Here is a 24038-nt window from a genome sequence, read left to right on the forward strand (position 1 = left end):
TCGGGAGTGGCGCAATGGCCGAAGCAACAGTGGTGGGACGCACCCGGGTATCCCTGATCCCGGACACGTCGACGTTCGGCCCGACCCTGCGCGAGGTACTGCCGAAGGCGGTCCGGCCCGGCGCGCTCAAGGCCGCCGACGTCATCCACGACACCATTCAGCGCCGCCTCGAAACGATGACGCCGACCGTCAAGGTCAAGGCGTCCCTCGACGTCACCGGCATCAAGGAACGCCTCGACACACTGACGCGTACCCGCCCCATCAAGCTGCAGGTCGAGCTGGACGCGGGCGCGGCCAAGACGCAGCTCGACAAGCTGACCGCCGACCGCAAGGTGAAGGTCACCGCGGAGGCGGACACCGGCAAGGCCGGCCAGGCGCTGGACCGGCTGACGCGGGACCGCACCGTCAAGGTCGGCGTCGACGTCGACGAGAGCGCCGCCAGGAGCCGCCTCGACAAGCTGCTCGGCCAGCGCACCGTCGACATCCTTCCGAAGATCCAGGAAGCCGCGTACAACACGGCTGTCCGCCAGCTCGACCGGCTGTGCAAGGACCGCGTCGTCAACATCCGGGCGAGCGTCGACACCCGGGTTGCAGCCAATGAGCTCCGCGGCCTGACCCAGCGCCGCAACGTGCGGATCCTCGCCGACGTCGACACCCGGGTCGCCGCGAACGACCTGGCGAACCTGACGCGCAGGCGCACGGCGAGCATCGTCGCCCGCGCCAACACCACCGATGCGAACCGGGCGTTGGCGTTCGCCGCCCGCGACCGCACGGCGAACATCCGGGTGCGCTCCACCGGGCTGTCGGCGCTGACGGGGGCGCTGAGCGGACTCGGCGGCGGGGGCGGCGGTGCGGGCGGCCTGGGGCTGCTCAGCTCCCGGTTCGTGGCGCTCGGGGCTGCCGCGCTCGGCGCCTTCCCCGCCATCGCCTCCCTCGGCTCGGCCCTCGCGCAGATGGGCCCGCTGGCCGCCACGGCCGCGCCGGCGCTGGCCACGCTGCTCGGCGGGTTCGCGGCCATCAAGATCGGAACATCCGGGGTGGGCGACGCCATCAAGGCCGCCTTCTCCGGCACCGACACGGGCGCGAAGGCCGCAGCCTCGGCGACCCGCCAGGTCGAATCGGCGCAACGCTCCCTGGCCACGGCGCAGCGCGGGGTCGCGGACGCGGAACGCTCCCTCTCGCAGGCTCAGCGCGCCGCCCGCCAGGCGCAGGCCGAGCTGTCCGTGGCACGCCGCGAAGCCACGCGGGCGTTGCAGGACATGAACGCCCAGCTCAAGCAAGGCCGACTGGATCAGAAGCAGGCGGCCCTCGATGTGCAGCAGGCGGAGGAAGACCTCGCCCGGGTGCGCTCCGACCCCGCGGCGACCCAGCTGCAGATCCAGCAAGCCGACCTCGCCCTGCAACGGGCGAAGGCCAACGTCGACGAGCAGGCCCGCCAGCAAAAGCGCCTGGCCGCCGACACCGCGGCAGCGAACAAGGCCGGCGTCGACGGCTCGGATCAGGTCGTACAGGCCCGCGAGAAGATCCGCGCTGCGAACGAGCAGGTAGCCGAGCAGCAGCGGAACCTCCAGGACGCGCACCGGCAGGTAGCCGATGCGGCCCGGCAGGTCGCGCAGGCCCACGAGGCAGCCGCCGCACAGACGTCCAAGCTCGACCAGGCGCTGGCGAAGCTGAGCCCCAACGCGCGGGCGTTCGTCGGCACGCTGCGGCAGATGGCGCCGGCCTGGCGTGGCATGAAGCTCGACGTGCAAGACCGCCTGTTCGCCGGGCTGGGCACGCGCCTGCAGTCCGTCGGCAGTCAGATCCTGCCGACCGTCCGCACCGGACTCGTCGGCGCTGCTGGCGCGCTGAGCACGATGGCGAAGAACGCGCTGAACGCGGTCTCCAACCTGGAGAAGACCGGCACCCTGGGCAAGCTGTTCGACGGCATCCGCTCCAGCCTCGGCAACCTGTCCCGCATCCCCGGCCAGCTGCTCACCGGGTTCGCACAGCTGTCGGTCGCCGCGCAGCCTGTCTTCGACCGGATGACCAAGGGCCTGGCCGGCGCCATGGACCGCGTCATGGACAAGCTCGGCAAGGCCTTCAAGGACGGGTCGCTGACGAAGGCCATCGACAACGCCCTGGACGTGGCCCTGCAGTTCGGCAAGGTGCTGGCCGATCTCGGCGGGATCATCACCGGGGTCTTCAAGGCCGCGGCGGCGGGCGGCGGGGACTTCTTCGGGGTGATCGGCTCGGTCATCAAGGAGATCAACCGCGTCGTCAACATGCCCGAAGTGCAGGCGGCACTCACCAAGATCTTCTCCGCGATCTCTGCCGTCGCCGGCCTGCTCGCCGGGGCGCTGGGGTCGGCGATTCAGGCCGTCCTGCCGATCCTCGCCGAACTCGCCCCCACAGTGGAGCAGTTGACGGAGATCCTCGGTCCCGTCATCCAGAACCTGGTCAAGGATCTCGGTGCGGCGCTGATGCCGGTCGCTCAGGCACTCGGCCCTGTCCTGGTCGTGGCCGCGCAGGCGATCGGCACCCTGGTCACCGCCCTGTCGCCGCTGCTGCCTGTCATCGGCAACCTGGTTGCCGCGCTGCTGCCTCCGCTGATCCCGCTGATCGAAACGGTGGCGGGGATCTTCACCATGCTGACGCCGGTCATTCAGCTGGTGGCGACGCTCCTGGGCGTCACCCTGCGGCCGATCATCGAGGCGCTGACCAACGTCGTCGTGCAGATCGCGCAGGCGTTCGCCGAGCAGTTCATGGTGATCCTGCAGCAGCTGATCCCCGTCATCCCGCAGCTGATCCCGGTGGTGCTGCAGCTCGCCCAGAGCATCGTGGACATCCTGATTGCGGTCACTCCGCTGATCCCGCAGATCATGCTGTTCGGCGTCATGCTGCTGACGCAGCTGCTGCCCGCGCTGCTGCCCCTGATCGGGCCGCTCACCCAGATCACGCTGCTGTTCCTGAAGCTCGCCACGTTCGTGATCGTCGGCATCGTCGTGCCCGCCCTGCAAGGCCTGATCGACTTCATGACGACGATGCGGGAGAAGTTCCAGCCCGCCTACGACGCGGTCAAGTGGCTGACGGACAAGATCGCTTGGCTGTTTAACCTGCTGTTTGACTTCCTGCTCGGGCACTCGATCATCCCCGACATCGTCAACGGAACTATCCGCTGGTTCGGCGACATGCGCCGCAAGGCCGGGGAGATCTTCACCAACCTGAAGGACTCCGTCTCCCGGATCTGGCGGCAGTTCTGGGGCAACGTCAAGTCGACCGCCTCCGACGCCTGGGGCAAGATCAAGGACGGGTTCGACCGGTTCAAGGACGGCCTCCAACAGGCGTTCCGCGACATGAAGGACGGCATCAAGCGGATCTGGGACGGCATCAAGAACGTCGTCAAGAGCCCGGTGAAGTTCTGGATCGAGACGGTCTACAACAACGGCATCCGCAGCGTGTGGAACCGCACAGCGGCGCACCTCCCCGGCGTCGGAGAGCTCAAGGAGTTGCCGCTGCCGAAGGGCTTCGCCCGCGGCGGCATCCTCCCCGGCTGGTCCACCTACCGCGACGGCGACGACCAACTCGTTCCCATGCGCCGCGGCGAAGGCGTCTACGTCTCCGAAGCCATGCGCGACCCCTACGAACGCGCCCGCCTCCATGCCGTCAACGCCGCCGCCATGTCCGGCCGTTCGCTGGCGCAGTTCCGCGGCTTCGCAGACGGCGGCATCGTCGGCGACATCAAGTCCGGCATCAGCAAAGCGTTCAGCAAGGGCGGCGACGCAGTACGCGGCGGCCTCGCCGACCTCGCCGAGACCGCCTTTAAGCCCGTCAAAAAGGGCATCAGCAAGGCCCTCGGCGGCAACAACAAGACCTGGCCCGGCCTCGTCGGCGGACTGCCCAACAGCCTCATCGACAAGACCATCGCATTCATCCGCGGCAAGGAAGCCGAGTCGGGCGGGTCGGGCCGGTGGATGAAGCCGGTGAACGCCCCGATCACTACCCGGTTCGGGACGCGCGGCCCGATGTGGGCATCCGGCCGGCACACGGGCGTCGACTTCGCGGCGAGGACCGGAACCAAGGTGGTGGCCGTCGACAACGGCACAGTCACCCAGTCCGTGTCGGGCGGCCCCTACGGCAAGCACGTCATGATCAGCCACGGTGGCGGGCTCGCTTCGCTGTACGCGCACATGTCGGCGCTCAAGGCGCAGGCCGGCGACGTCATCAGCCGCGGCAGCCGGGTCGGCCTGTCCGGTGCGACGGGCAACGTGACCGGCCCGCACCTGCACCTCGAGGCCCGCAAGAACGGCATCGCGGTCAACCCGATGCCCTACTTCCATGCGGCGGACGCCGGCGGCAAGGGCGTCCAGCGCTGGCGCGGTGTCGTCGAGTCGGCGCTGCGGCAGGTCGGCCAGTCGCTGAACCTGGCCAGCACGACGCTGCGCCGCATGAACCAGGAGAGTGGCGGCAACCCCAATGCCGTCAACACCAACGACATCAACTGGGCGCTCGGCCACCCCAGCGTCGGTCTCATGCAGGTCATCCGCGGCACGTTCCAGGCCTACGCAGGGAAGTACCGCAAGGTCGGCCCGTTCAAGTACGGGGTCTCGGTGGACCCGCTGGCCAACGTGTACGCGTCGATGCGGTACGCGCTGAAGACCTACGGCAGCCTCTCGCGCGCCTACAACCGGCCGGGCGGCTACGCGATGGGCGGGATCATCGGTGGGCTGCGGGTCAACCGCGGTCTGCCCCGGGGCGGCGGCTACGCCTCGGGCGGTGTGATCAGGGTCGGCGGGAAGCGGATCGACACGGGGCCGGTCGCGGCGTCGGTCGGGTCGGCGTTCTTGAAGTCGCTGGCGGGCACGGCCGCCCAGATCGACGCGGCGATGGACAAGGTCGCCAAGGCACTCAAGAACGCGTTCAAGGGCGTCAAGACCACCCTCGACGACAAGCTGCTGAAGCAGGTCTCAACGCAGAACAAGGCGTTGCAGGCGCTGGCCAAGTCCCGCGACGAGATCAAGGCGAAGATCAGCGCGGCGGGGACGCTGGCGAAGGACACTACGGCGCAGGCCGTGCAGTTCACCGCACTGACCAGCCTGCCCAGCGCGGGCAACGCGTTCGGCGCCGAGGGTGTCTTGGCTGGCCTGACGAGCCGGCTCACGCAGGTGAAGTCGTTCGGCAAGGATCTGAAGACCCTGGCAGCGCGCGGCCTCAACAAGGCGCTGCTGCAACAGATCATCGCGGCGGGCCCGGAGCAGGGCGCCGCGTATGCGCGGGCTCTGGTCGATGCGACCCCGCAGCAGTTGAAGGACATCAACGCGGTACAGGCGTCCATCGGCACGGTGACCACGGCGTTCGGCAAGGACGCTGCGGACGCCCTGTACGACGCGGGCGTCGACTCCGGGAAGGGCTACCTGACGGGTCTGGCGTCGACGCAGAAGCTGATCGAAGCCCAGATGGCGAAGATCGCCAAGGCCGTACAGAAGACCATCAAGGTGGAACTGAAGATCAAGAGTCCGTCCAGGGTGCTTCACGCCCTGGGGCGCTTCTCGGGACTCGGGTACTCCGGGGGCGTTGAGGAGACAATCCCGCGCGCGGTGGCCGCGGCGAAGCGCATGGCCGGCGCCGTGCGCGCCACTGCGGCCGGCACGACAACCCGCGTACAGCAGCAGACCAACATCCGCCAGGGCGGCGACCGGCACCTGCACTACAGCGCGACGGTCAAGGAGGTCGCTTCGAGGAAGAGCATCCTCGACGCGCTGGCCGTCGACGAGATGCTGCACCGACCCGTGATGGTCGGCTGAAGGCGGGGCCGCCCGGCCGAGTAAGAGCGGCCAGAGCGCGCCCACAGCCCCGGACGGAGGCCCGGGGCGCAGCGAGGCCCCCAGACGCTTGAGGTGGCGCCTGGGGGCCTCAGTCTTGCTCGCGCCGCTTCTTGGACAGGAAGTCCTTCAGCTCCTGGGTCTGGCCGTACAGTCCATGGGCGTGGAATACGAGGTCGATCAGGTAGCGGTCTCGCAGCTTTTCGGCCAGCGGCGTCGGCACGTTGTCGGCCGGATCCAGCGCGAGAGCTGCCTCCTTCTCGGCGTCGCTGGTGTCGGGGCTCCGCCACCACTCTGCAAGTCGGGCCAGTTGCTCTGTTGTGCTCATGGATCCAGTGGACGCCCGCCGCCCCCGAATGCGCGAGTCGGGCGCCGGCGCGATGCGGGGGAACACAAGCACCGAACCTGTGCCACGGTGCCCGCATGACTAACGACTACGACCGCATACGTGGCGGCATCGAGTTCATGACCGCCTACCTGACCGAGCACACGCCCGACGGAGGCATGCTCGCGGAGTACCTGCACGATCGACGCACCGAGGAGCCGATGGCGGCCGAGCAGCTGCTGGACGGCACGGCTGCCCTGTGTGCCCTTCTGCTGCGTCAGCTGGCGCACGACAACGGCACGACCGATCAGGCAGTCCTTCAAGAGGTCGCCCGAGCCTCCCACCGGAGCGAGCAGAAGTCGGGCGAGTAGCTGAGGGCCCCGGCCGCGTGTCCGGCCGGGGCCCTCCCGTGCGCCCAGGAGCCCTGGGGGGTACCGCGCACGGTCTGCGTGGGCGGCGGGCCCGCTTGCCGTCCTACCGCCGCCCGCCCGCCGCCGCACGGGGTCCCGGTGTGGTGGCGGGGGTTCTCTGCCGGGGTTACCGGCGCTGGCTCACGGGTGCGGTCTGCGTGAGAGGTCGCTTCACCGGACAATGGCGGTGCCGCTCGACGATGGCGCCTGGGCCGGACGCGCTGAACACGTCGACCGTGTCGGCTTCCTCGCCGGGCCTGATCGGCTCGTCGCACCGGGCGCAGAACCGGCCGCCCTCACTGCTCACACTTCACCGCCGGCGAACTCATCGAGCTCGTGAAGTCGGCGGCCCAGTTCGGAGAGCGCCATGTAGGCGGCGAGGGGGCTCGGGCTGATGCCCTTGTCGAGCTCTTGGCTCGCGAGGTCTATGGCCTTGTCGCGTGCGTACCAGGCTCGGGTGCGCGGGGTGATGGCGTCCATCTGTGCCTGCACCTTGGGCAGCAGCCTGCGGATCTCTGCCCGCAGTTGGTGGTTCAGCGTGCGGCTGTAGTTGAGGTCCGGTCGCTCCCGTATGGCCGAGAAGGCGGCCGAGAGGAGTTCGGGGACAGGGGTTCTGTCGGCGGTACTGGGGGCGGGCGTGTGAGTGGGCATGGCGCCTCCGCAGGGCTTGGCCGCCCCGTCCGGGGCGGTGGTCGTTGCCGCGTGACCCCGACGCTAGGACCGCCGTGTGCGAGCCGACCAGCTATGTGCAGTTCTTTGCAGGATGAGCCATCTACCTAGCCTCATGTCTGGTTCGCACCCTTGACCCGCTCACCCCACCGGGCGACTGTTGCGCAAAGAACTGCACACACCAGGAACGGAGTTGAGCATGTCGCTACGGTTCATCGGCATCGACCCCGACACCAAGACCGGGGACTCACCCACTGTGTGGATCGATGAAGAGAGAGGCGAACTCGTCCTTCAGGGGTGGAAGCCGAGCGCGGCGCTCGAGGCAGAGTGCGCGGCGTTCGAAGTCCCGGGGCACGCAGTAGGAATCCCCGACAACGAAGCGGTAGTTCGGATCCCCGCGAGGATGACGGACATGATCAGGGAGGCGTGCAGTGCCCTCGAACGTACCGACGATCGCTGAGCTCCTGGCACAGTGCCAGCGCTCAGCCGTCCACCTGGAGATGCGCGACCAATACGGCGTCGCCGCAGAGGCCGACGAGTTCCGGGCCTGGCTCGATACCGGAGAGGTCGACGTCGACCCGGCCTCGCCCAGCTGGCAGCCGTGGGTGTCGCTCATTGGCGAGGCGACCTCCCGGGGCGTCACGGTGCAGCGTGCCCGCATCGTGTCCGAGCCCGTCACCGACTACATCCGGTGGGAGCACGCGGGCACCGTCGTGAACGTCGGCGCGGGAGAGCAAGTGCGGTGGCTACCTCGCCGGCGCGCCTCGAACCTGGCACTGCCCGGGAACGACTTCTGGCTGTTCGACGACCGCGTCGTCCGGTGGGGCTTCTTCTCCGGTGCCGGCGCCTTGGTCGGGCACGAGGTCACCGACGATCCGGCTGTGGCGAAGCTGTGCGCCGAGGCATTCGCCGCCGTGTGGGAGCTCGCCACCCCGCACGACCAGTACGAAATCCGCTGACGAGGAAAGTCCGGAAGCCAGCCCATGCCCGCGTCGCCATCATCATCAGCCCAAGCCGCACGTGAGGCAGTGGCCCGGCAGCTACACGGTCTGCGTAAGGAAGCAGGGCTGACGGTCGTGCAGCTGGCGGAGGCCTGCGGCTGGCACTACTCCAAGACGTCCCGCATCGAGAACGCCCTCACGGGTCCGTCGGTCCCCGACATACGCCGCTGGTGCAAGGCGACCGGCGCCGAGGGGCAGGTGCAGGAACTCGTGGCGCAGTCCATCCACGCCGAATCCATGTACCGGCAGTGGCGAGATCAGGTGCGCGCGGGGCTGCGCCACGTGCAGGACAGCCGCGTACAGATGTTCCGGGCCGCGAGGCTGCACCGGCTGTACTCGGCCACCCTCGTGCCCGGTCTGCTCCAGGCCGAGGGGTACGTGCACGCCGTCCTGGGGATCGCGTCGGCCGTCCACGGTCTACCGCCGGAGGACATCGCCGACGCGGCGCGGGCCCGTATGGACCGCTCCCGGATCGTCACCGAGCCGGGCCGCCGCTTTGTCGTAGTCGTTGAGGAGTCGGTGCTCTACCACCAGATCGCTGACGTCGACGTGATGGGCGCACAGCTCGGCTACCTCCTCACCGCGGGGGTCCTGCCGGCTGTCTCCCTGGGCATCATCCCGATGGGGGAGCGGCGGTCGCACTGGCCGGAAGAGACGTTCCACATGTACGACAGCGACCGGGTGACCGTGGAACTGGTGTCCGCAGAAGTCACCGTCACGCAGCCAGCCGAAGTCGCCCAGTACGCCGCGGCGTTCGACCGGCTGCGGAGCATGGCCGTGTACGGGGCCGATGCCCGGTCCCTCATCACCCGCGCCATCGACGCCCTCGACCGCACCGAGACATGACGAAGGGCCCCGCTCTCCCTAGGGAGTGACGGGGCCCAGCCGGTGCCGTTCAGGTGGTGCGCGCCCAGTTCACGAACGGGGTCCATGCGCCCGGCGTGATGGCCACCTGGGCGCGCTGACGGTCCTTGGTGTCGCGGACGAGGACGCCGCCTGCCGGACGCGCCCACTCGACGCAGGCACCGCTGTCGGTGTAGCTCGACGTCGTCCACCGCAACGGCGGGACCGGCTTGGTCATCTGCTCTCCCGGTAGCTGTCGATCAGGGCCCGTGATGCAGCTGGCGACAGTGCCAGCCGCTCGAGGCGCTCCCACGCTGAAGCGTAGGCCGCCACGTCTTCCGGCCGGGTGGCGATGTGGGAACCGGTGAGAGTCTCCGTGAACACTGCATGCCGGTCCTCGGCGCGGTACAGGGTGAAAGCCCCCGCCAGGCCCGGGTGCACATCAGTCGTCGACGGCAGGATCCGCAGCCTCACACGGGGCTGCAGGGCGTCCACGGCCAGCAAGTGACCCAACTGGTCGGTGAGCGCCTGACGGCCCGCGACGGGACGGCGCAGCGCTGCCTCGTCGACGATGAACTCGGCGTCCCTCAGCTGCGGGTGGGCGATCCCTGCCAGGCGTTCCCCGCGGCGCCGAGCGCGGATCGCCACGGTCTCGAGCGGCAGGGCCGGCGCGTGTGCCTGGATGGCAGCGACGGCGTAGGCGTAGGTCTGCAGCAGGCCCGGGATCAGCATCGGCTGCCAGGCGCGCACAGTCTCGGCGGTCGCCTCGATCGTGGCGAGTCTGTCGATGTGGTCACCGAGCGACTGGGCGGGCGACTCGAAGAGGGCGGTCAACGGATCGCGCCCTTCGGAGTCGGCCGGGTACCGGCCTGGTGAGTACGGCGCCAGGCATTGTGGGCGCGACGGCCGACGCGCAGCCGCAGCTTCGCGTCGTGGCAACGCGGGCACATGCGGAGGTTGCCGCGGCGCTGCACCTTGCCGATGCCCTCGCACTTGCGGCACGGGGCGAACGGCCGCGCCCAGCACAACACGGTGTAACCGCCAGCCCAGCCGATCAGGCCGAGGGCTATAGCGAGCCAGAACATGGGTGTCCTCCTGCTGAAGTGGGTGTTTCCCGTTTCCTGGGCCCGCCCCTGCTAGACGCTAGGTGCCTGCTCAGGGGCGGGATGTGGTGCTAGCGGGGGTGCTAGACCTAGCAAGGTGGGCTGCTAGGTCTAGCGGCCGTGCTGGGCTACGCGGCGACCCTGTCGGCGTCACGGCGAGTGATGGCGGCGGCGACGTCGGCACGCTGAATGCCGCGCCGGTTGGCTTTCTCGCCCTCGTCGGTCTGGCTCCACACCTGGCCCGTCTTGATGCCCCACGGCTTGAGGGCGGCCGTGACGTTCTCGCCTTTCCATTCGCCGTAGACGTCGGGCCGCAGCTCGGCGAGGCGGGTGGCGATGCGCTCGCACCACGCGGCCTTCTCGTCGACGCCAACGGACTTGAGGACGTCACCGAGGATGTCGAGGCCGACTGTCTGCGCGGGCCCCTCGCCGAGGGCGTGGCCGGTGATGTTCCCGTACTCCTCGCGCATCCTGCGCGCCCGGGTCACGATCTGCTCGGCCTTGGGTGCGTCGATGAACGCGGAGGACACGATGCGCGGGTCGTCGCCCTCGCCGGCCATGTAGCAGATGCCGAGATCCTTACGGCTGAACATGGTGGCCCTGATCCCGGCCTTGTAGGAGCCGGTACCGAGGACGAGGTCGTTCGCCGTGTGGTTCATGACCTTCAAGCAGAACCGCAGGACAGCATTCGCGCTGATGCCGGTCGGCAGCGACTTCGCGTCGGGCCGCTGGGTGGCGTACATGCCGACGATGCCGAGCGCCGGCCCGCGCTTCGTGACGTCCGTGCAGATGGACTCCAGCTCGGCCCCGTACTTGTCGTGCTCGAACAGCACCTGGCACTCGTCGATGCCGATGACGATCGGGTGCAGCCCGAGGCTCTTGTCGTTGGCCAGCGCAGGCGTGACCTTCGACTCGGGGCAGCGGGAGCGCGGCAGCGACTTGATGACCTTCGCGCGACGCCGCAGCTCCGCCTTGATCTCCCGCAAGGCATGCAGGATGTACTCGATGTCCTCGTCTTCCTCGCCCGCCCGGTACCGGTGGGCGACCGGCTCGAGGGCGCCGAGGTCGCCCGTTCCCTTGAGGTCGAACGGCAACAGCTGGGCGCGGGGGTCGAGGGCGGCGATCAGCAGGAACAGCCTGAGCAGGAAAGTCTTACCCATGCGCGGGATGGCGCCGATGATGATGGCGGCGAACATGAGGGTGACCTCGACCCACCGCATGCGCTGGTCGTTGCCGAAGATGATCGGCTTGAACAGATCGACCTGCCCGTCCTTCAGCAGCGGCCAGGCGGGCTTCGTCGTCTCGTTCATCGGCTTGTCGCCGACCCACAGGACCAAGCGCCCCTCGTGCTCGTTCTCGTCGCCGGACGGCCACACGCAGCCGACCTTGCGGCGCAGCCCGGATGCGAGCGCCTCCCGCTTCTCCATGACGTCATCCGGGGTGACGCCGTAGGGCAGGTCGAGGTCGGCACGGTAGCCGGGCCCGTCACGGGTGATTTCGCTGGTGAAGCGCATCCCGTCCATGTCGCCGCCCTTCTTGATGGCGGCTGCGATCTTCGGGTTGCCGATGGCGTCGAGGGCGCGCAGCACGATCGTGCCGGTCAACTTCTGCAGCTCGGTGCGCATCACCGCGGGGCCGATGACCGGAGCGTCGGGCTGCTGGCCGAAGTAGCCCAGCGTCAGGACCCCGCCGGCCGCGAACACCCACAGATAGGCGGGGGCGACGACGTACAAGAACAGGGCGAAGCCAAGCCCGAACGCGGCGGCGACGACCGTCACCAGGCCGCGCAGGCGCACCCGGTTACCGCGCAGTCGGGCCAGGTGCAGATAGTCGGCGACGTCCTCGGTGCGCACCGAGTAGTCGCGCAACGGAGCGGCCTCGCGGTCCCACAGCCACCGGTTCGTGGAGGCGATGAACCGGCAGGTGCCGCGCGGCGACATCATTGCCAACTGCACGCTGTACCAAGGCAGTCGGAGCCCGTGGTACAGCGACGCGTAGCCGACGCGGCCGGCCGTGTGCTTGGCGGTCGCCTTGAAGTCGGCCTTGTCCTTCCGCCAGTCGGGGAGGATCGGCCGCCGCTTCTCCTCGGTGACGCCCGGCTTGGCCAGGTCCGGGCTGTCGACCGGTCGGGGGGCCGGTTGCTCGGCGCCTGCTTCCGCTTCTGCGGGCGGCGCGTTGGCGGGATCGGGCTGTGCGGGGGCGATGGTGTCGGTCATGCTGGGTCTACCTGCCTCTTTCTGGGGTTAGGTGGGCCCGGGGCGGCGGTCGGCTTGGTCGTTGGACGCCGCCCCGGGGTGTAGCTAGGTGGGCATCAGCCTCCTGACGGAGGACCGAAGGGCCGTCAGCGGTGCAGGCGCAGACGGGCGAGGACGGTCTTCACCTCGGCCGGGGACGTCTTCATCCCGCAGCCCACGGCGATCTCGACGACGTCGAGGCAGCGGACGGATCCGGCTTCCCGGCTGAGGTGCCGGGCGATGCGGGCGATGCGGGCCTTGCGCTCACGGGTAGCGCGGCTACGGACACTCATGTCGAACTCCTCTGCAGGTCAAATGGGTTGGGGTTACTTGCCGCGCTGGTAGTCGCGCCACATGGAGCGCAGGACGAGAGTGCAGATCGTCAGGCAGACCATCGCCAGGGCCAGGCCGGTCGCCAGGATCGTCAGGCCGAATGCGACGAAGAGGACCAGGACGACCACGACCGTCAGGGCCAGCAGGCCGAAGCAGCCGGCCGCCGCATACGCGCCCCACGGGTGAGCCTTGATGTCCTCCAACGGCGCTGCCAACTGCACGACCGGAGCCTGCTGCAGGGTCGGCGGGGCGTACATGGGGTTACCGGCGAGGTCGTAGCCGATCTGCTGCCGGTAGACGTGCTCAGTCACTGCGCCAACTTCCTCACCGTGCGCGCCAGTCGGGGCCAGGCGAGGACGCCGGCGGCGAACGCGAGGACGGACGGGGTGCCGAGCGTCCAGGCGACCGCGGCCATGGTGATGTCGAGCAGCTGCGGGACGGCCATCAGCAGCGCCAGGACGAGACCGAACAGGATCCGGATCATGCGTAGCCGCCCTCCATGTCGGTGTTGCAGTCGGTCGCGGGCTGCTCCGGCTCGGCCTTCTTCGCGGCCCGGGACAGGGCAGTACGGATGTGGTTCTCCGGCACGAGCAGCCGCCGGTTCTGCTCCAGGTGTTCGGCGATCAGCCGGGGTGAAGCGTCGTCACCGATGGCTGTTGCGGCTTCCTCGATCGCTCCCTGCAGATTCAGGGCGTCCAACTCGCTGACCTTGGGCGCAACACCCGCATCAGGTCGGTCGATCCGGTACTCGGCAGGCCGCTCGCCGAGGACGAGCGCGACCTGCACGGCGTCGATCGGCAGGCCGTAGCCGGTCAGGTCTGCGGCCAGTTGCGCCGGGGTCGCATCAGGCAGCGCATCGCGGACGATCCGCACCGCATCGACCGGGTCCATCTCGGCGAACTTGGCACGCAGCACCGCCTGAGCCGACCGATCCCGACTGACCTCCTTCGGGGAGGTCTGTCCGCCATACATGCCGGCGAGCGCACGGTCGGCGCCCTGCGTGAGACGCCCCCGCTGCACGCCGACAAGGTCGGCGCCCAACTGCGCGTCACCGCGACCTGCCTTCTTGGCGAGGGTCCAGCTCTTGCGCAGCGCCGACTCCCGCACATCCTCGTCGGGGTGGTTCTCGGCGGCGGCCCGCTGATAGGCGATCTGCTGCACCAGGGAGGCGTTGCGGGCCTGCGCCTCAGCGTCGATGCCGGTCCGATAGATGTTCACCCGGCGGGCGATCAGGCCGAGGCCCTCGGCCGCGCCGGACATGGCCATCGGCGTGAGTGCGTACACGACGGCCTCACCCGTCGTTCGGGCGATCATCACGCCCGTGGCGCACGCGCCGACCGGGGCGAGCCACAGCCCGACGCGGACGACTGCGGGGGAGGACTGGCCGAGCATGGTCAAGCACAGCAGCACCAAGGCCAAGACGAGGGCCAGGCCCTCGCCCGCGGCGACGACGCCGGCCGCGGTCGCCCCGCGGTGGAACTGGGCTTGAACGTTGGAGTAGGTGCCCCAGCCGCCGAACCCGCCGACCGCGACCATGAGAACGGTCGCGACCGACAGGACGGCGATCTGCCAGGCGTTGAGCGTGCGGTTCATCGCTGGTCTCGCTTCTGATCTTCGTTGAACGTGGCGTAGTCGCCGGGCGGGTAGACGTAGTTGGTCAGCGCCCCCTCGGCCGCGACGGCGGCGGCGCCGGCCGCAGCCACGGCGGCGGCGGTGCCGCTGTGCCCGTGCTCGGATGCGATCTGGGCGGTCACCGAGGCGACCTGAGTGGCACGGCGGGCCGAGGCCGGGGAGCCGTCGTCGTTGGTCATCGCCCCGTACAGGGCCTCACGGACGCGGTCACGCAGCCCCATCAGTCGTCCTCCCCCTCGTCCGTCCTGGCCTCGTCGAGCAGGGGGTAGCCGCGCTCCGCGAGGGCGGCGTTCAGGTAGTCACGGGCCTCGTCCTCGTCCAGGCGGATCGCGTACAGCGCGAACGCCAGGGCGACGACGACGGCGGGGGCGGGGTGCATGCCCTGGTGGCGCAGCACGTGGCTGCTGATGGCCTTCTCGGCGGCGAGGAGCAGCCGGGCGTGACGCAGGCGCTCCGCCCTGGCCTGGCGGCGGGTCTCGAACATGGCGGACCTCAGCTCTCAAGAGAGGGGTAGGCGCGGTCGATGGCCCGGTACTCGGCCTCGATCCGCTCATGGACGGACGGGTCATCGAGCAGGTCGGCGAAGCCGCGGGAGTCGTGCCACAGATGGAAGGCGCCATCGAGGGCGAGTTGCCTCTCGACGCTGTCGCGGATGAATACGAGGGACCACGAGTCGGGGTCTGGGTACGAGTAGCAGGCCAGATCCAGGGCGGCGGCGAGCATGTCCCGGTCGACAGCAACATGCAGGGCCAGGACCGCGCGGCGGGTCTCGCCGACCTCCTGCGCGTTCGTCACCCGGGTCGCGGGATAGGCGGGCAGCTGCCGCGTGCGCGGCAGGTCTACGGGTCGCTCGAGCGAGATCGTCACGTCACTCGCCCCCTTCTCCGCCGAGGCGGGCTATCGCGTGATCGAAGAGCTGAAGTCCGTGCCGGTCACCCACGAGACGGGCGATCAGGCGGCCGGTCAGCAGGTGAGCCAGTGGCGGCAACGGGCGTCCGTACTTGCCGAGCCCGGACATGGCCGCCCGCTCCGTCGGCCGGCAGATCGTCGAGGCGCTCATGGCGTCACCTGCTGCGGCAGCTCGAAGGTGTCGGGGAGGTTCGGGCCTCCGACCCAGCGGAAGCTGTACTGCAGCCACGCCTCGCGGACCGCGGTCAGGCACCGCTGGTAGTCGTCGACGTCGGTACGGGAGCCGGCCAGCAGCCGGGCCCGCCAGTCGGCGAGGACGACGAGCAGCTGCTCCACGTACTCCTGCGGTGCGTCGCAGTCCGACGGCCCGTCCTGGCCTCGCGGGTACTCCAGGGCGAACAGGGCGTCGCTGTCGAGCCCGGAGAAGCGAGTCGCGAAGTCGATGTCGGTCATGACGCACCCCGCAGCCGGATCGCGTCGGCAGCCACCCGCTCGAGCTGATCGGCGGCCGTGCGCAGGTCCGCGACGACCGTGGCGATCTCCTCGGGCTGGTAGTCGCCGTCGGTGTCGTCCGGATCCAACACAAGGGACACGACCAGGGCCGGTTCAATGAACGGCGCCCAGCTGATGAAGACCTCAAGCAGCCCGGACCTGGTGCGCTCCGAGGCGTGGGCGATATCGCGCTGGTACCCGACGAGTTGGGCGCCGTGGCCTCGGCACCAGCCCGGCTCCGGAATGGTGACCTCGCCGACGTCCAGCGTCTGCAGGGTGACCATGCCGTCCCCGTACCGGGGCCGCTGCACCTGCTCCACGGGGCGGGAGCGAGGGGCGGGGAAGGCCCGGTCTACGGCCTGCCCCAACTCCGCGGTCAGGCCCTGCATCTGCGGCCGGTACGCGCCTGCGATGTCCGTGCGGGTCTGCTGGTCGAGGTCGAGGTAGGCCTGCGCGCCGAGGTAGCCCTCGACCTCGCCCTGAATCTCAACCTCGGACAGCTCGGCCAGCGGCCGGCCGTCGTTGCGCTCGGAGTAGCCGACCGACAGGGCCGCCATCAGCTGCTCCCGGGACAGAGCCAGGGCACAGTGCACGACGGCCCGCACCCCCGGCTCATCCGCCCCGGTGACCAGCGTGGGCTGGTACGGGGTCAGGTCGCCGCTCACAGGGCACCGCGCAGCTTCAGCAGTTCCTCGCGCAGCAGCTCCTCGCGCACGACCTGCGGAACGCTCCGCAGGAAGCTGACCGTCATGTCGCCGAACGGGCCCGACACGATGGCCAGGTGATCGGCCCGACGGGAGTCGTCGTCGACCTCGACCACGGTCACGCCGAACACGCGGACCAGGTAGTCGACCGGCATCGTCTTCACGTCGTCGTCGTCGATCGACAGCCAGGGCGCACGAGACCGGCCGTTGGGTCCGGGCGCCGCCATCCACTCCGCATGCGCTTCGGCGCGTGCCTGCGCCAGCTGCTCGTTCAGGTGGAGCAGCTTCGCCAGGTGCCGCTGGACCCGGCCGATCTCGGCCTGGAAGTCCACGGGGGAGAGGCAGCCGGTGGACTCGCCCGAGTCGCCCTCGGGGACGAGCTCCATGTGCGGGACCTCGCTGCCGTCGTGGGCGAACGGGTACTGGCGGATCCGGGCGACGAGCACCGGCTGACGGGACCCCTCGATCGTGTCGAAGTCCAGGGAGATCGCGTCGCCCTCGTGGTACAGGTCCGCCGGCATCAGCATGCCGTCGAGGTCGCTCTCGTGGTCGGCGGTGCAGAAGTCGGGGCACCGGTGCGCCAGGAACGAGCCGTTGCGCAGCGGGTACGTGATGGTGCGGTCCGGGACGATCGCGGCGACGGTCTCGGCAGCCGTCTGTACGGTGGTGCTCATGGTCTTCTCCCTGTTGGTGAGGGGGTTGGCCACAGGCCCCGGCAGGAAGGTGAGAGCTCCTGCCGGGGCCGCCCACGTCTGTGGGGGCCAGGGGTGAAAGGTCGTGGGCCCGTCAGGCGGGCAGGTGTACGGCCGCCTTGTCGATGGCGTCGGCGAGGGCGCGCAGCTGGTCGACGAAGCTTCGGGCGGTGGCCTGGTCGCGCAGGTCGCGGCGCGTCTCCAAGCTGGTCATGTTGAAGACGAACGGCACGATGTGCGGGGCGCCGCCGTTCTCCGACAGGAACTCCGCCGCCAGGACCACGTCCGCGTCGGCGTCGAACGCGACCTCGGGGAGTCGGGCCACGCACGTGTTGTCGAGGTGGTCCTCACCGCTGCAGTCCGGGATCCGGCATTCCTCGACCTGCGTGCGGCCGGCGACGAACTGGGCGACGACGTAGTCGCGGGTGCGGGGGTAGGTGTCGAAGGCCTCGTCGAGGACGTCGACGTCGGCGGGCAGGTAGCCGTTGACGCGGCGCCACTTCCCGGAGACGAGCGACCACGCCTTGCGCGGCTCGGCGCCGTGCGCGGTCCGGTACGCCTTGGCGGTAGTGCGGCCGAAGGCGGAGCCGTAGCGGTCGGCGAAGTCCTGGTCGATCCCGCGGCCGGTGAGGTACCGGCGGGCCAGGATCATGCCGGCCGAGATCGTGGAGTAGAGGACGCCGACGTCGATGGACTGGGCGGCGTTGACGTGACGCTTGCGAGAGGTGAGAGCATGGCTCACAGCGGACTCCTGTGTCAGCAGGTTGTTCCGTAAGGCCCTCGTCGGTGTTCCAGCACCGTCGGGGGCCGTTCTGTTTTCCGGCTTGCGTGGTACACGTTAGCAGCGGTTGGTTCTTACGTGCAACAGGGTCGAGTGAAGTCGCCGTACACATTCAGTACGGGTGAACCCCAGACACGCAGGGATAGGCCGAGAAGCGGAAGGATGGTATTTCCGCAGGTCAGGGCCATGATTGCGTCTTGTGGCAGGTCGCAGAGGAGCCCTAAAAGACCTCGTAATGCGTAGGTCTCGGGTTCGAATCCCGAAGGCGGCTCAGAGAAACCCCAGGTCACATTCCCGTGACCTGGGGTTTTCTGTTGCTTGGGGCATGGCGGGTCGGGCGGCCGAGGTGTCGTGGCTCTGATTGCGTGAGCGGGGCGCCCGGGACCTGCTTCTTGGGCCTCTGACGCTTGGCTTTTTCCCTGGCCTTGGCCTTGAGCGTTCGCCTCGCCTTCGGCTGGTCGCACCGGGGCGATGGCCGCCGCACGAGCACTACTTCCCTCCCGGGTGCAGCCGGGCAGGTAGGGCCTGTTCAGGACATGACTGCGGCTGTCCGGCCCCTGTGGGGAGGCGCGGATGGGAATGCATGTCGGCCTTGACATCCCGCAGGCTCTTCGATCTTGGACATTGCGGTGGACGCGGCTTCCGGGACCCTCAATGTGATGCGCAGCTGCACGGCCAGGCGGTGGCGGTGCAGCTGCGAACTGAACATCGGGTCTGGCTTGATGCGCATTGGTTCGACAGGCGCCCGCGCCCGTAGCAGCGTTTGTAGTGGGAGCGGCTGCGACGAACTACCCCACGCTGGAGCGCTTCCTTCGGGTCCGAGCTTGCCAGGCCCAGCGGGTGAGGGCGCCGACGACGAGGGAGACGAGGATGGCACCCCAGTCGATGACGTGGGGGAGGCCGGGGAAGAAGGCGAAGAAGGTGAGCGAGGCGGCGGCGCCGATGGCGAAGGCGATGATGCCGGCGCGGCGGTGCTTCGCTTCCTGGGCGGGGTCCTGGGACGAGGTCTCGGGGGTCATGTGCGGCTCACTTGGTGATGTGGTGGCACTGGCTGACTCGCCGGACACCGTTGACATAGAGGTGAGCGCACGCCTTGCCGTAATGGGGGAGCTTCTGCGGGGCGTTGTTGCGCATCGGGTCGATCTTGCACTCCGTGTGGGTCCTGCCCCTGGAGGTGCGGTACGTCCTGCTGTTGGTGTCCGAGTACGTGAAGTCGATGCGCCAGTTGCAGAAGCCGCTGTTCAGGGCACCGACGAAACCGCAGTCGACGCCGGCGTTCTGGTAGGTGATGCGCTTGCCGTCGCCGCGGATGATGTGGGTGAACGCGCAGCCTGTCGGGATCTTCATGGTGACGCCTCCGACTTGATAGTCGAAGGTGGCGACGGGGGTGGAGCCGATGGCGGTGGCATGGGCTTCCGACGCAGGTAAGAGGGCGAGTGCCGCCGTCGCAGCAAGAGTTGCGACGGTTCGGGCTGTGAAGAGCTTGGTCATGAGCGGCTCCTTTTCGGCGGTGTATGTGCCGAGATCGGGAACGCCAGGAGCGGGCCTAAGGTGTTGCGTTGATGAGCGGACCACCACGATGAGTGATCAGCAGATTGATGTGCTGACCGGGTGTGCTGACGGGCCGCGGGGACAGTCCCATGCGTGAGCGCTGCGTGAGCGGACGGGTGATCACGTGGTGGAATCGGATGTCGTGCCTGAGGGCTCGCCAAGTGTCTGAGCAGGCAAAACCGGACTGCACATGATCCCGGATCACCACCCGTCACGATCTTGCAGGCCCTCGTCATGCGTAGGTCTCGAGTTCGAATCCCGAAGGCGGCTCTGTGGAAGCCCCAGGACTCACTCGCCGTGACCTGGGGCTTTTGCTTTTGGTGGATACGGCGGTGGTCGCTTCTCAGAAGTGGGTGGTGATCCCGAAGACCCGGCGGAGTTGTGCCATGTCGTGCCGGTCGCGGTCTGTGGGCTCGTACCCCTGGTGGAAGTAGACCTGTTGCTCGGCGGACAGGCAGGGGACGCTCGTTCCTGCGACGGTGCCGGTCGTGAAGCAGGACGCGGGGTAGACGAAGGGGCGCTCCGGTTCCGGTGACGCCTGCACCGCAGAGCCGTCGTCGCTGAAGACGAGCGGATGAAGGTCGATCTCCCGGCCGTCCGAAGCGGTGACGACGCATCGGATGGGCCTGTGGTCGAGGCTCTCCTCGAAACCCGCCTCGGAGAGAACGCTCATCACGAGGGGCTCCTGATCCTGCCGGTGCATGAGGTCCACGTCGCGATGGTCTCGGGTCTGTTCGCCGATCAGAGCGTCGATTCCCCAGCCTCCGCCGATCCAGACGTCTGTCCCTGCCTGTCGCAACCGGGCCAGGACGGACAGCACTTCTTCAGCGGTCATCACGTGCCGCAGGCTAGGAGGGATCGCCTCGGGCGGCGAACGAATTACCGCGACCGCGGTCATACGGAATCCGCGCAGCGGAACTCCGCCTCCTGAGTCGCTTTCATCCGGGCCCGCGCCCGGCGTTCGTCCCAGAACCCCATCCCGATCAACAGCAGTACGGCTGTCAGAGCGAAGGCGGCGGCCACGGCGTTGAACCCGAGGTAGCCGCCGCTGCCCGCGACCAATGTCCCGTCGTCCAGCACGCAGTCGAAGCCCAGAGGAAGGTACGACGGTTCGTGTCCGGCGAGGTGGCCGAGTGTTTCGGAGCCCAAGTGGCGGCACGGTTCAGCGGGCGCCGAGTTCGCGCCGGACGCCGCCTCCGTGGCGGCCCACTGGACCAGGCCGAGCCCGATCACGTAAACGAGCACAGCCGCGGCCGCGGCCATGACCGCGCACCAGCGCAACAGGTCCCGGCCCCAGGCGGCACGGCGTCCGGGAAGAGCGACCGAGACCAGTTTCACCAGCACCGCGACGCCCCAGAGCGGGACGGCGAGGAACGCGCCGTACATCAGCAGGATGAACACGCTTCAGCACCCTCTCGAACGCCCGACGATCATCGACGACTTGCGGCGCGGTGAATTCCCCCGGGCGGCTGTCACACTTTCGCGCCGCGCTCCGTCAGTGCAGTGAAACGACGGCAGCAGCAGCGACAAGGAGCGGAACCATGACGACGGAAACCACGATCGAGGCCCGTATCGACAGCCCCGCAGCGCTCATCCCCGAGGCCATGCCGCACATCCTCGGGTTGCTCAAGGCCGTCCACAAGGGTGGGGTCGACGGGAGCACGCTGGAGTTGGTGCATCTGCGGGCCAGCCAGATCAACGGGTGCAGTGTGTGCGTGTTCGGGGGCACGGTCAGCGCGCGCAAGGCGGGGGTGAGCGAGGAGCAGTTGGCGTCGGTCGCCGCGTGGCGCGAGGCGCCGTTCTTCAGTGCGGCCGAGCGGGCGGCGCTGGATCTGGCCGAGCACGCGACCCGGCTCGCCGACCGGAGCGACCCGGTGCCGGACGCCGTGTGGAACGAGGCGGCGCGGCACTACGACGACAAGCAGCTCGCCGCGATCACGCTGATGGTCGGTGTGACGAACCTCTTCAACCGGCTCAACGCGACGACGCGGCAGCCGGCCGGGCAGACCTGGTAGGCCGCTCGGCGGGCGGTGCCCGATGTGCGCGTGTGGCGCGGGGCGCGGGCGCGGGGTGCGGACGCTGGGTGGGAGGGCGTGAGGTATGTCTCTCTCGGCTCCCCCTCGACTCCTCCTCGACTCCGCCTCGTCTCCTCGCGGCCCGCGCCGTCGTACGTCCCGGGTGCGTTCGGCGCTGGTCGCCGGGTTGCTCGGCTGTCCGGTCTGTTGGTGTGCGGGTTCGCGGCTCCGGTCTGTCCTGAGCCGGGAGCCGTCGGGCGGGCCCGTGAGCTGGCCGCCACGGCCGGTCCTGACACGCCTCGACGGCGTGGTCGGCGACCGGATGACGCTGCCCGGGTCACGTACGCGTCGCCGCGACGAAGAACGACCTCGTCGTGAGGCCGTACAAGTCGCAATTCCTGCCGGGCAGTTCGCCGCAAGTGGTGCGCAACCCTCTGGTCCAGGACGCCTGCGTCTTCGACTTCGACTTCGCCCTCCACGGCACCATCGAGCGCCACCCCGCGGTGCTGCGGTTCGCGGCGCTGCGGTTCGCGCTCAACGCCCTCGACCCGGCGCACGCCGTCCCCGGCTGCGACGCGTGAAACATTTCCCGGGGGCCACCGCATCTAACAGGTGTAGGTGAGACGAGGGGGAGGGTGCCGCGGATGAGGCGGTCGCTTGAGGGGGCGTTTCGTGAGTTCGCCGAAGCCAGGAGCGGGCAGTTGTTCCGCTCCGCGTGTCTGCTGACCAGTGGGGACACGCATCTGGCCGAGGATCTGGTCCAGGAGACCCTGGGCCGGATGTACATCGTGTGGGGGCGCCGGACGGCGCGGCTCAACAACCCTGCGGCGTACGCACAGACCGTGCTCATACGTTCCTTCCTGGCGCACCAGCGTCGCCGTTCCGCGGGCGAACGCCCCTCTGACGAGCTTCCCGAGACGGCGGCGGCGGGGGCCGGTGACGCGTCCCTGCGGCTGACCCTGCTCGACGCGCTGCGCCAACTGGCGCCCACGGACCGGGCCGTTGTGGTGCTGCGCTACTGGGAGGACCGGTCCGTCGAGGAGACCGCGGACGTGCTGCACCTCAGCTCGGCCGCGGTGCGCACGCGCAGCACCCGGGCGCTGGCCCGGCTGCGCGAGCAACTGGGCGGCACGATCGGGGAGTTCGCCGGGCGCTGACCGGCGCCGGTACCTACTGACCGTACAAACAACTGACCGTGCATACAGCTGTGGAGAAAGGTGGTCGGGATGTCCGCTGCGGACGGTGACAGCCGGGACGGGTTCGAGGACGGACTCGAAGAGGCGCTGCGGCGCACCGGGGAGGGGTTCACCGCCGAAGGGCGGGCGCTGGTTGACGGAGGAGTGCTGCGCGGCCGCCGTCGGCTGCTGCGCAGGAGGGTGGGCGCGGTGACCGGCAGCGTGGCCGCGCTGGCCCTCGTCGGATTCGGCACGTCGTACGCCACCGGGTCCATCGGAGGCGACGGCTCCGCCGACCGGCAGAGCGGCGTCGCCGGAAAGCCGACGCCCGCCGCGAGCGAGAAGCCGGGCGAGAAGCCGGGCGAGAAGCCGGTCGACAAGAAGAAGGCCGCGCACGGGGACGGCCCGGCCGTCTCCAAGGCGGACGTCATCAAGATCCTCGAAGGCCTGCTGCCGGACGGCAAGGTCAGCGGGCAGGACGGGCGCGGGACGTCCGACCAGCCCGGACCGCTGGCCACGCTCGTGTTCGACGACGGGAAGGGGGCCGGGGCGATCTCGGCGAGCGTCGGCGCCGTCGACCCGCACGGGGCCACGGTCGAGGAGCAACTGACCTGCCCCGACAAGGCGATGACGAACTTCGACTCGTGCACGACCGAGACGCTGGCCGACGGTTCGCGGGTCCTGCTGTACCGCGGATACGAGTACCCGGACCTGCGGGTGAAGACCAAGCTGTGGAGCGCCTTCCTTTTGACGCCGAAGGGCTACACGGTCAGCGTCAGTGAGTGGAACGCGCCGACGGAGAAGGACTCCGCCACCACCCGGCCCCAACCGCCGCTGAGCATCGCTCAGTTGAAGGCCGTGGTCGGCTCGGCGAAGTGGCAGCCCGTGATGGACGCCCTCGGTGAGGCGCCCGCCGAGGCGGCCGCGCCGCCGATCGCCCAGGGCACCGAGAAGGACGTGCTGCTCAAGACGCTGAAGTCGCAGCTGCCGCAGCGGGCGAAGGTGGTCCGCGAGGGCGGGCAGGAGTCCGAGTACGTGTATGTCGTCGTCGACGACGGCAAGGGCGAGAGCCTCGTCCAGATCAATGTGCAGCCCCACATGAGCGATGGGGGCGGCCAGCTCTACGGGGACGACACCCAGACCCTGCCGGACGGCACAAAGGTGCGCGAGCGCAAGGGGAACGGGGACGACAAGGGGGGCGCCGGCATGGTGCAGTGGACCGTCGACACCCTGCGCAAGGACGGGTTCAGGGTCGTCATATCGGCGTTCAACTCGGGCTCGCAGGTCAAGGACGCGACACGGGCCGAACCCGCTCTGACGATGGCCGAGTTGAAGAAGATAGCCCTGTCGGACGCCTGGCGCGGATAG

31 protein-coding genes are annotated in these 24038 nt (G+C 69.3%); 9 read left to right on the plus strand and 22 right to left on the minus strand.

Going from position 1 to position 24038, the window contains the following annotated elements:
• Positions 1-14 precede the first annotated feature (14 nt).
• Positions 15-5783, plus strand: a complete 5769-nt coding sequence (locus AB0L37_RS24740) for a peptidoglycan DD-metalloendopeptidase family protein (protein WP_365509363.1) — start codon at positions 15-17, stop codon at positions 5781-5783.
• A 109-nt stretch (positions 5784-5892) separates the two neighbouring features.
• Here the strand turns inward: AB0L37_RS24740 and AB0L37_RS24745 are convergent, their stop codons facing one another.
• Positions 5893-6129, minus strand: a complete 237-nt coding sequence (locus tag AB0L37_RS24745; RefSeq protein ID WP_365509366.1) for a hypothetical protein — start codon at positions 6127-6129, stop codon at positions 5893-5895.
• A gap of 95 nt (positions 6130-6224) precedes the next feature.
• On the opposite strand from AB0L37_RS24745, the gene AB0L37_RS24750 reads away from it, so the two are divergent.
• On the plus strand, positions 6225-6497 hold the full coding sequence (locus tag AB0L37_RS24750) for a hypothetical protein (RefSeq protein WP_365509369.1): 273 nt from the start codon (positions 6225-6227) through the stop codon (positions 6495-6497).
• Positions 6498-6839: 342 nt separating this feature from the next.
• Here the strand turns inward: AB0L37_RS24750 and AB0L37_RS24755 are convergent, their stop codons facing one another.
• On the minus strand, positions 6840-7187 hold the full coding sequence (locus AB0L37_RS24755; protein WP_365509372.1) for a DUF6415 family natural product biosynthesis protein: 348 nt from the start codon (positions 7185-7187) through the stop codon (positions 6840-6842).
• 217 nt (positions 7188-7404) lie between these two features.
• On the opposite strand from AB0L37_RS24755, the gene AB0L37_RS24760 reads away from it, so the two are divergent.
• Genes AB0L37_RS24760 through AB0L37_RS24770 form a run of 3 tightly spaced genes read left to right on the plus strand, consistent with a single transcriptional unit; the run spans position 7405 to position 9052 of the window.
• The gene (locus AB0L37_RS24760; protein ID WP_365509375.1) at positions 7405-7665 is read left to right on the plus strand and encodes a hypothetical protein; all 261 of its coding nucleotides are present in this window, start codon (positions 7405-7407) and stop codon (positions 7663-7665) included.
• Positions 7637-8164, plus strand: coding sequence for a DUF6879 family protein (locus tag AB0L37_RS24765; protein ID WP_365509378.1), 528 nt, complete (start codon positions 7637-7639; stop codon positions 8162-8164). Before AB0L37_RS24760 ends, AB0L37_RS24765 begins: the two co-directional genes overlap by 29 nt.
• A 24-nt stretch (positions 8165-8188) precedes the next feature.
• The gene (locus tag AB0L37_RS24770) at positions 8189-9052 is read left to right on the plus strand and encodes a helix-turn-helix transcriptional regulator (protein WP_365509381.1); all 864 of its coding nucleotides are present in this window, start codon (positions 8189-8191) and stop codon (positions 9050-9052) included.
• A gap of 49 nt (positions 9053-9101) precedes the next feature.
• Here the strand turns inward: AB0L37_RS24770 and AB0L37_RS24775 are convergent, their stop codons facing one another.
• The 20 genes from AB0L37_RS24775 to AB0L37_RS24870 all read right to left on the minus strand — a co-directional run bounded on the left by AB0L37_RS24775 (position 9102) and on the right by AB0L37_RS24870 (position 20881).
• On the minus strand, positions 9102-9287 hold the full coding sequence (locus AB0L37_RS24775; protein ID WP_365509384.1) for a DUF397 domain-containing protein: 186 nt from the start codon (positions 9285-9287) through the stop codon (positions 9102-9104).
• On the minus strand, positions 9284-9883 hold the full coding sequence (locus AB0L37_RS24780) for a DUF5753 domain-containing protein (RefSeq protein ID WP_365509387.1): 600 nt from the start codon (positions 9881-9883) through the stop codon (positions 9284-9286). The genes AB0L37_RS24775 and AB0L37_RS24780 overlap by 4 nt, the downstream gene beginning before the upstream one ends.
• On the minus strand, positions 9880-10134 hold the full coding sequence (locus AB0L37_RS24785) for a hypothetical protein (protein WP_365509389.1): 255 nt from the start codon (positions 10132-10134) through the stop codon (positions 9880-9882). Before AB0L37_RS24785 ends, AB0L37_RS24780 begins: the two co-directional genes overlap by 4 nt.
• Before the next feature lie 146 nt (positions 10135-10280).
• Positions 10281-12368 (minus strand): cell division protein FtsK, encoded by a 2088-nt coding sequence (locus tag AB0L37_RS24790; RefSeq protein ID WP_365509392.1) that lies wholly within the window; start codon positions 12366-12368, stop codon positions 10281-10283.
• Between the two features lie 125 nt (positions 12369-12493).
• Positions 12494-12679: a hypothetical protein gene (locus AB0L37_RS24795; protein ID WP_365509395.1), complete on the minus strand. Its 186-nt coding sequence runs from the start codon at positions 12677-12679 to the stop codon at positions 12494-12496.
• Positions 12680-12712: 33 nt separating this feature from the next.
• On the minus strand, positions 12713-13030 hold the full coding sequence (locus tag AB0L37_RS24800) for a hypothetical protein (RefSeq protein ID WP_365509398.1): 318 nt from the start codon (positions 13028-13030) through the stop codon (positions 12713-12715).
• A complete protein-coding gene (locus AB0L37_RS24805) occupies positions 13027-13203 on the minus strand; it encodes a hypothetical protein (RefSeq protein ID WP_365509401.1) in 177 nt (58 codons plus the stop codon). Before AB0L37_RS24805 ends, AB0L37_RS24800 begins: the two co-directional genes overlap by 4 nt.
• The gene (locus tag AB0L37_RS24810) at positions 13200-14312 is read right to left on the minus strand and encodes a conjugal transfer protein (RefSeq protein WP_365509404.1); all 1113 of its coding nucleotides are present in this window, start codon (positions 14310-14312) and stop codon (positions 13200-13202) included. The genes AB0L37_RS24805 and AB0L37_RS24810 overlap by 4 nt, the downstream gene beginning before the upstream one ends.
• Entirely contained in the window at positions 14309-14572 is a 264-nt protein-coding gene (locus tag AB0L37_RS24815) for a hypothetical protein (protein ID WP_365509407.1), read from the minus strand. The genes AB0L37_RS24810 and AB0L37_RS24815 overlap by 4 nt, the downstream gene beginning before the upstream one ends.
• Complete coding sequence (locus AB0L37_RS24820; protein ID WP_365509410.1) at positions 14572-14835, minus strand: hypothetical protein; 264 nt, start codon at positions 14833-14835, stop codon at positions 14572-14574. Before AB0L37_RS24820 ends, AB0L37_RS24815 begins: the two co-directional genes overlap by 1 nt.
• An 8-nt stretch (positions 14836-14843) precedes the next feature.
• Positions 14844-15218 (minus strand): hypothetical protein, encoded by a 375-nt coding sequence (locus AB0L37_RS24825; protein ID WP_365509413.1) that lies wholly within the window; start codon positions 15216-15218, stop codon positions 14844-14846.
• Between the two features lies 1 nt (position 15219).
• Positions 15220-15411 (minus strand): hypothetical protein, encoded by a 192-nt coding sequence (locus AB0L37_RS24830; RefSeq protein ID WP_365509416.1) that lies wholly within the window; start codon positions 15409-15411, stop codon positions 15220-15222.
• On the minus strand, positions 15408-15713 hold the full coding sequence (locus tag AB0L37_RS24835) for a hypothetical protein (protein WP_365509418.1): 306 nt from the start codon (positions 15711-15713) through the stop codon (positions 15408-15410). Before AB0L37_RS24835 ends, AB0L37_RS24830 begins: the two co-directional genes overlap by 4 nt.
• Positions 15710-16417 carry a hypothetical protein gene (locus AB0L37_RS24840; RefSeq protein WP_365509421.1) on the minus strand — a complete coding sequence of 236 codons (708 nt, stop codon included), beginning with the start codon at positions 16415-16417 and terminating at the stop codon, positions 15710-15712. Before AB0L37_RS24840 ends, AB0L37_RS24835 begins: the two co-directional genes overlap by 4 nt.
• The gene (locus AB0L37_RS24845) at positions 16414-17130 is read right to left on the minus strand and encodes a hypothetical protein (protein ID WP_365509424.1); all 717 of its coding nucleotides are present in this window, start codon (positions 17128-17130) and stop codon (positions 16414-16416) included. The genes AB0L37_RS24840 and AB0L37_RS24845 overlap by 4 nt, the downstream gene beginning before the upstream one ends.
• Positions 17131-17242: 112 nt before the next feature.
• Positions 17243-17890 carry a hypothetical protein gene (locus tag AB0L37_RS24850; RefSeq protein WP_365509427.1) on the minus strand — a complete coding sequence of 216 codons (648 nt, stop codon included), beginning with the start codon at positions 17888-17890 and terminating at the stop codon, positions 17243-17245.
• Between the two features lie 827 nt (positions 17891-18717).
• Positions 18718-18948, minus strand: a complete 231-nt coding sequence (locus AB0L37_RS24855) for a hypothetical protein (RefSeq protein WP_365509430.1) — start codon at positions 18946-18948, stop codon at positions 18718-18720.
• Between the two features lie 7 nt (positions 18949-18955).
• Positions 18956-19420: a hypothetical protein gene (locus AB0L37_RS24860; protein WP_365509433.1), complete on the minus strand. Its 465-nt coding sequence runs from the start codon at positions 19418-19420 to the stop codon at positions 18956-18958.
• Between the two features lie 403 nt (positions 19421-19823).
• Positions 19824-20315 (minus strand): amino acid transporter, encoded by a 492-nt coding sequence (locus AB0L37_RS24865; protein WP_365509712.1) that lies wholly within the window; start codon positions 20313-20315, stop codon positions 19824-19826.
• Between the two features lie 59 nt (positions 20316-20374).
• On the minus strand, positions 20375-20881 hold the full coding sequence (locus AB0L37_RS24870) for a hypothetical protein (RefSeq protein WP_365509436.1): 507 nt from the start codon (positions 20879-20881) through the stop codon (positions 20375-20377).
• 140 nt (positions 20882-21021) lie between these two features.
• Here AB0L37_RS24870 and AB0L37_RS24875 point away from each other — a divergent pair, with 140 nt between their 5' ends.
• From AB0L37_RS24875 to AB0L37_RS24890, 4 genes are all read left to right on the plus strand, one after another.
• Entirely contained in the window at positions 21022-21495 is a 474-nt protein-coding gene (locus AB0L37_RS24875; protein ID WP_365509439.1) for a carboxymuconolactone decarboxylase family protein, read from the plus strand.
• Positions 21496-21869: 374 nt separating this feature from the next.
• The gene (locus AB0L37_RS24880) at positions 21870-22076 is read left to right on the plus strand and encodes a hypothetical protein (protein ID WP_365509442.1); all 207 of its coding nucleotides are present in this window, start codon (positions 21870-21872) and stop codon (positions 22074-22076) included.
• Between the two features lie 63 nt (positions 22077-22139).
• Positions 22140-22652: a SigE family RNA polymerase sigma factor gene (locus tag AB0L37_RS24885; RefSeq protein ID WP_365509445.1), complete on the plus strand. Its 513-nt coding sequence runs from the start codon at positions 22140-22142 to the stop codon at positions 22650-22652.
• A gap of 69 nt (positions 22653-22721) precedes the next feature.
• Complete coding sequence (locus AB0L37_RS24890; protein ID WP_365509448.1) at positions 22722-24038, plus strand: hypothetical protein; 1317 nt, start codon at positions 22722-22724, stop codon at positions 24036-24038.

The organism is Streptomyces sp. NPDC052225 (assembly GCF_040679615.1).
Lineage (GTDB): Bacteria > Actinomycetota > Actinomycetes > Streptomycetales > Streptomycetaceae > Streptomyces.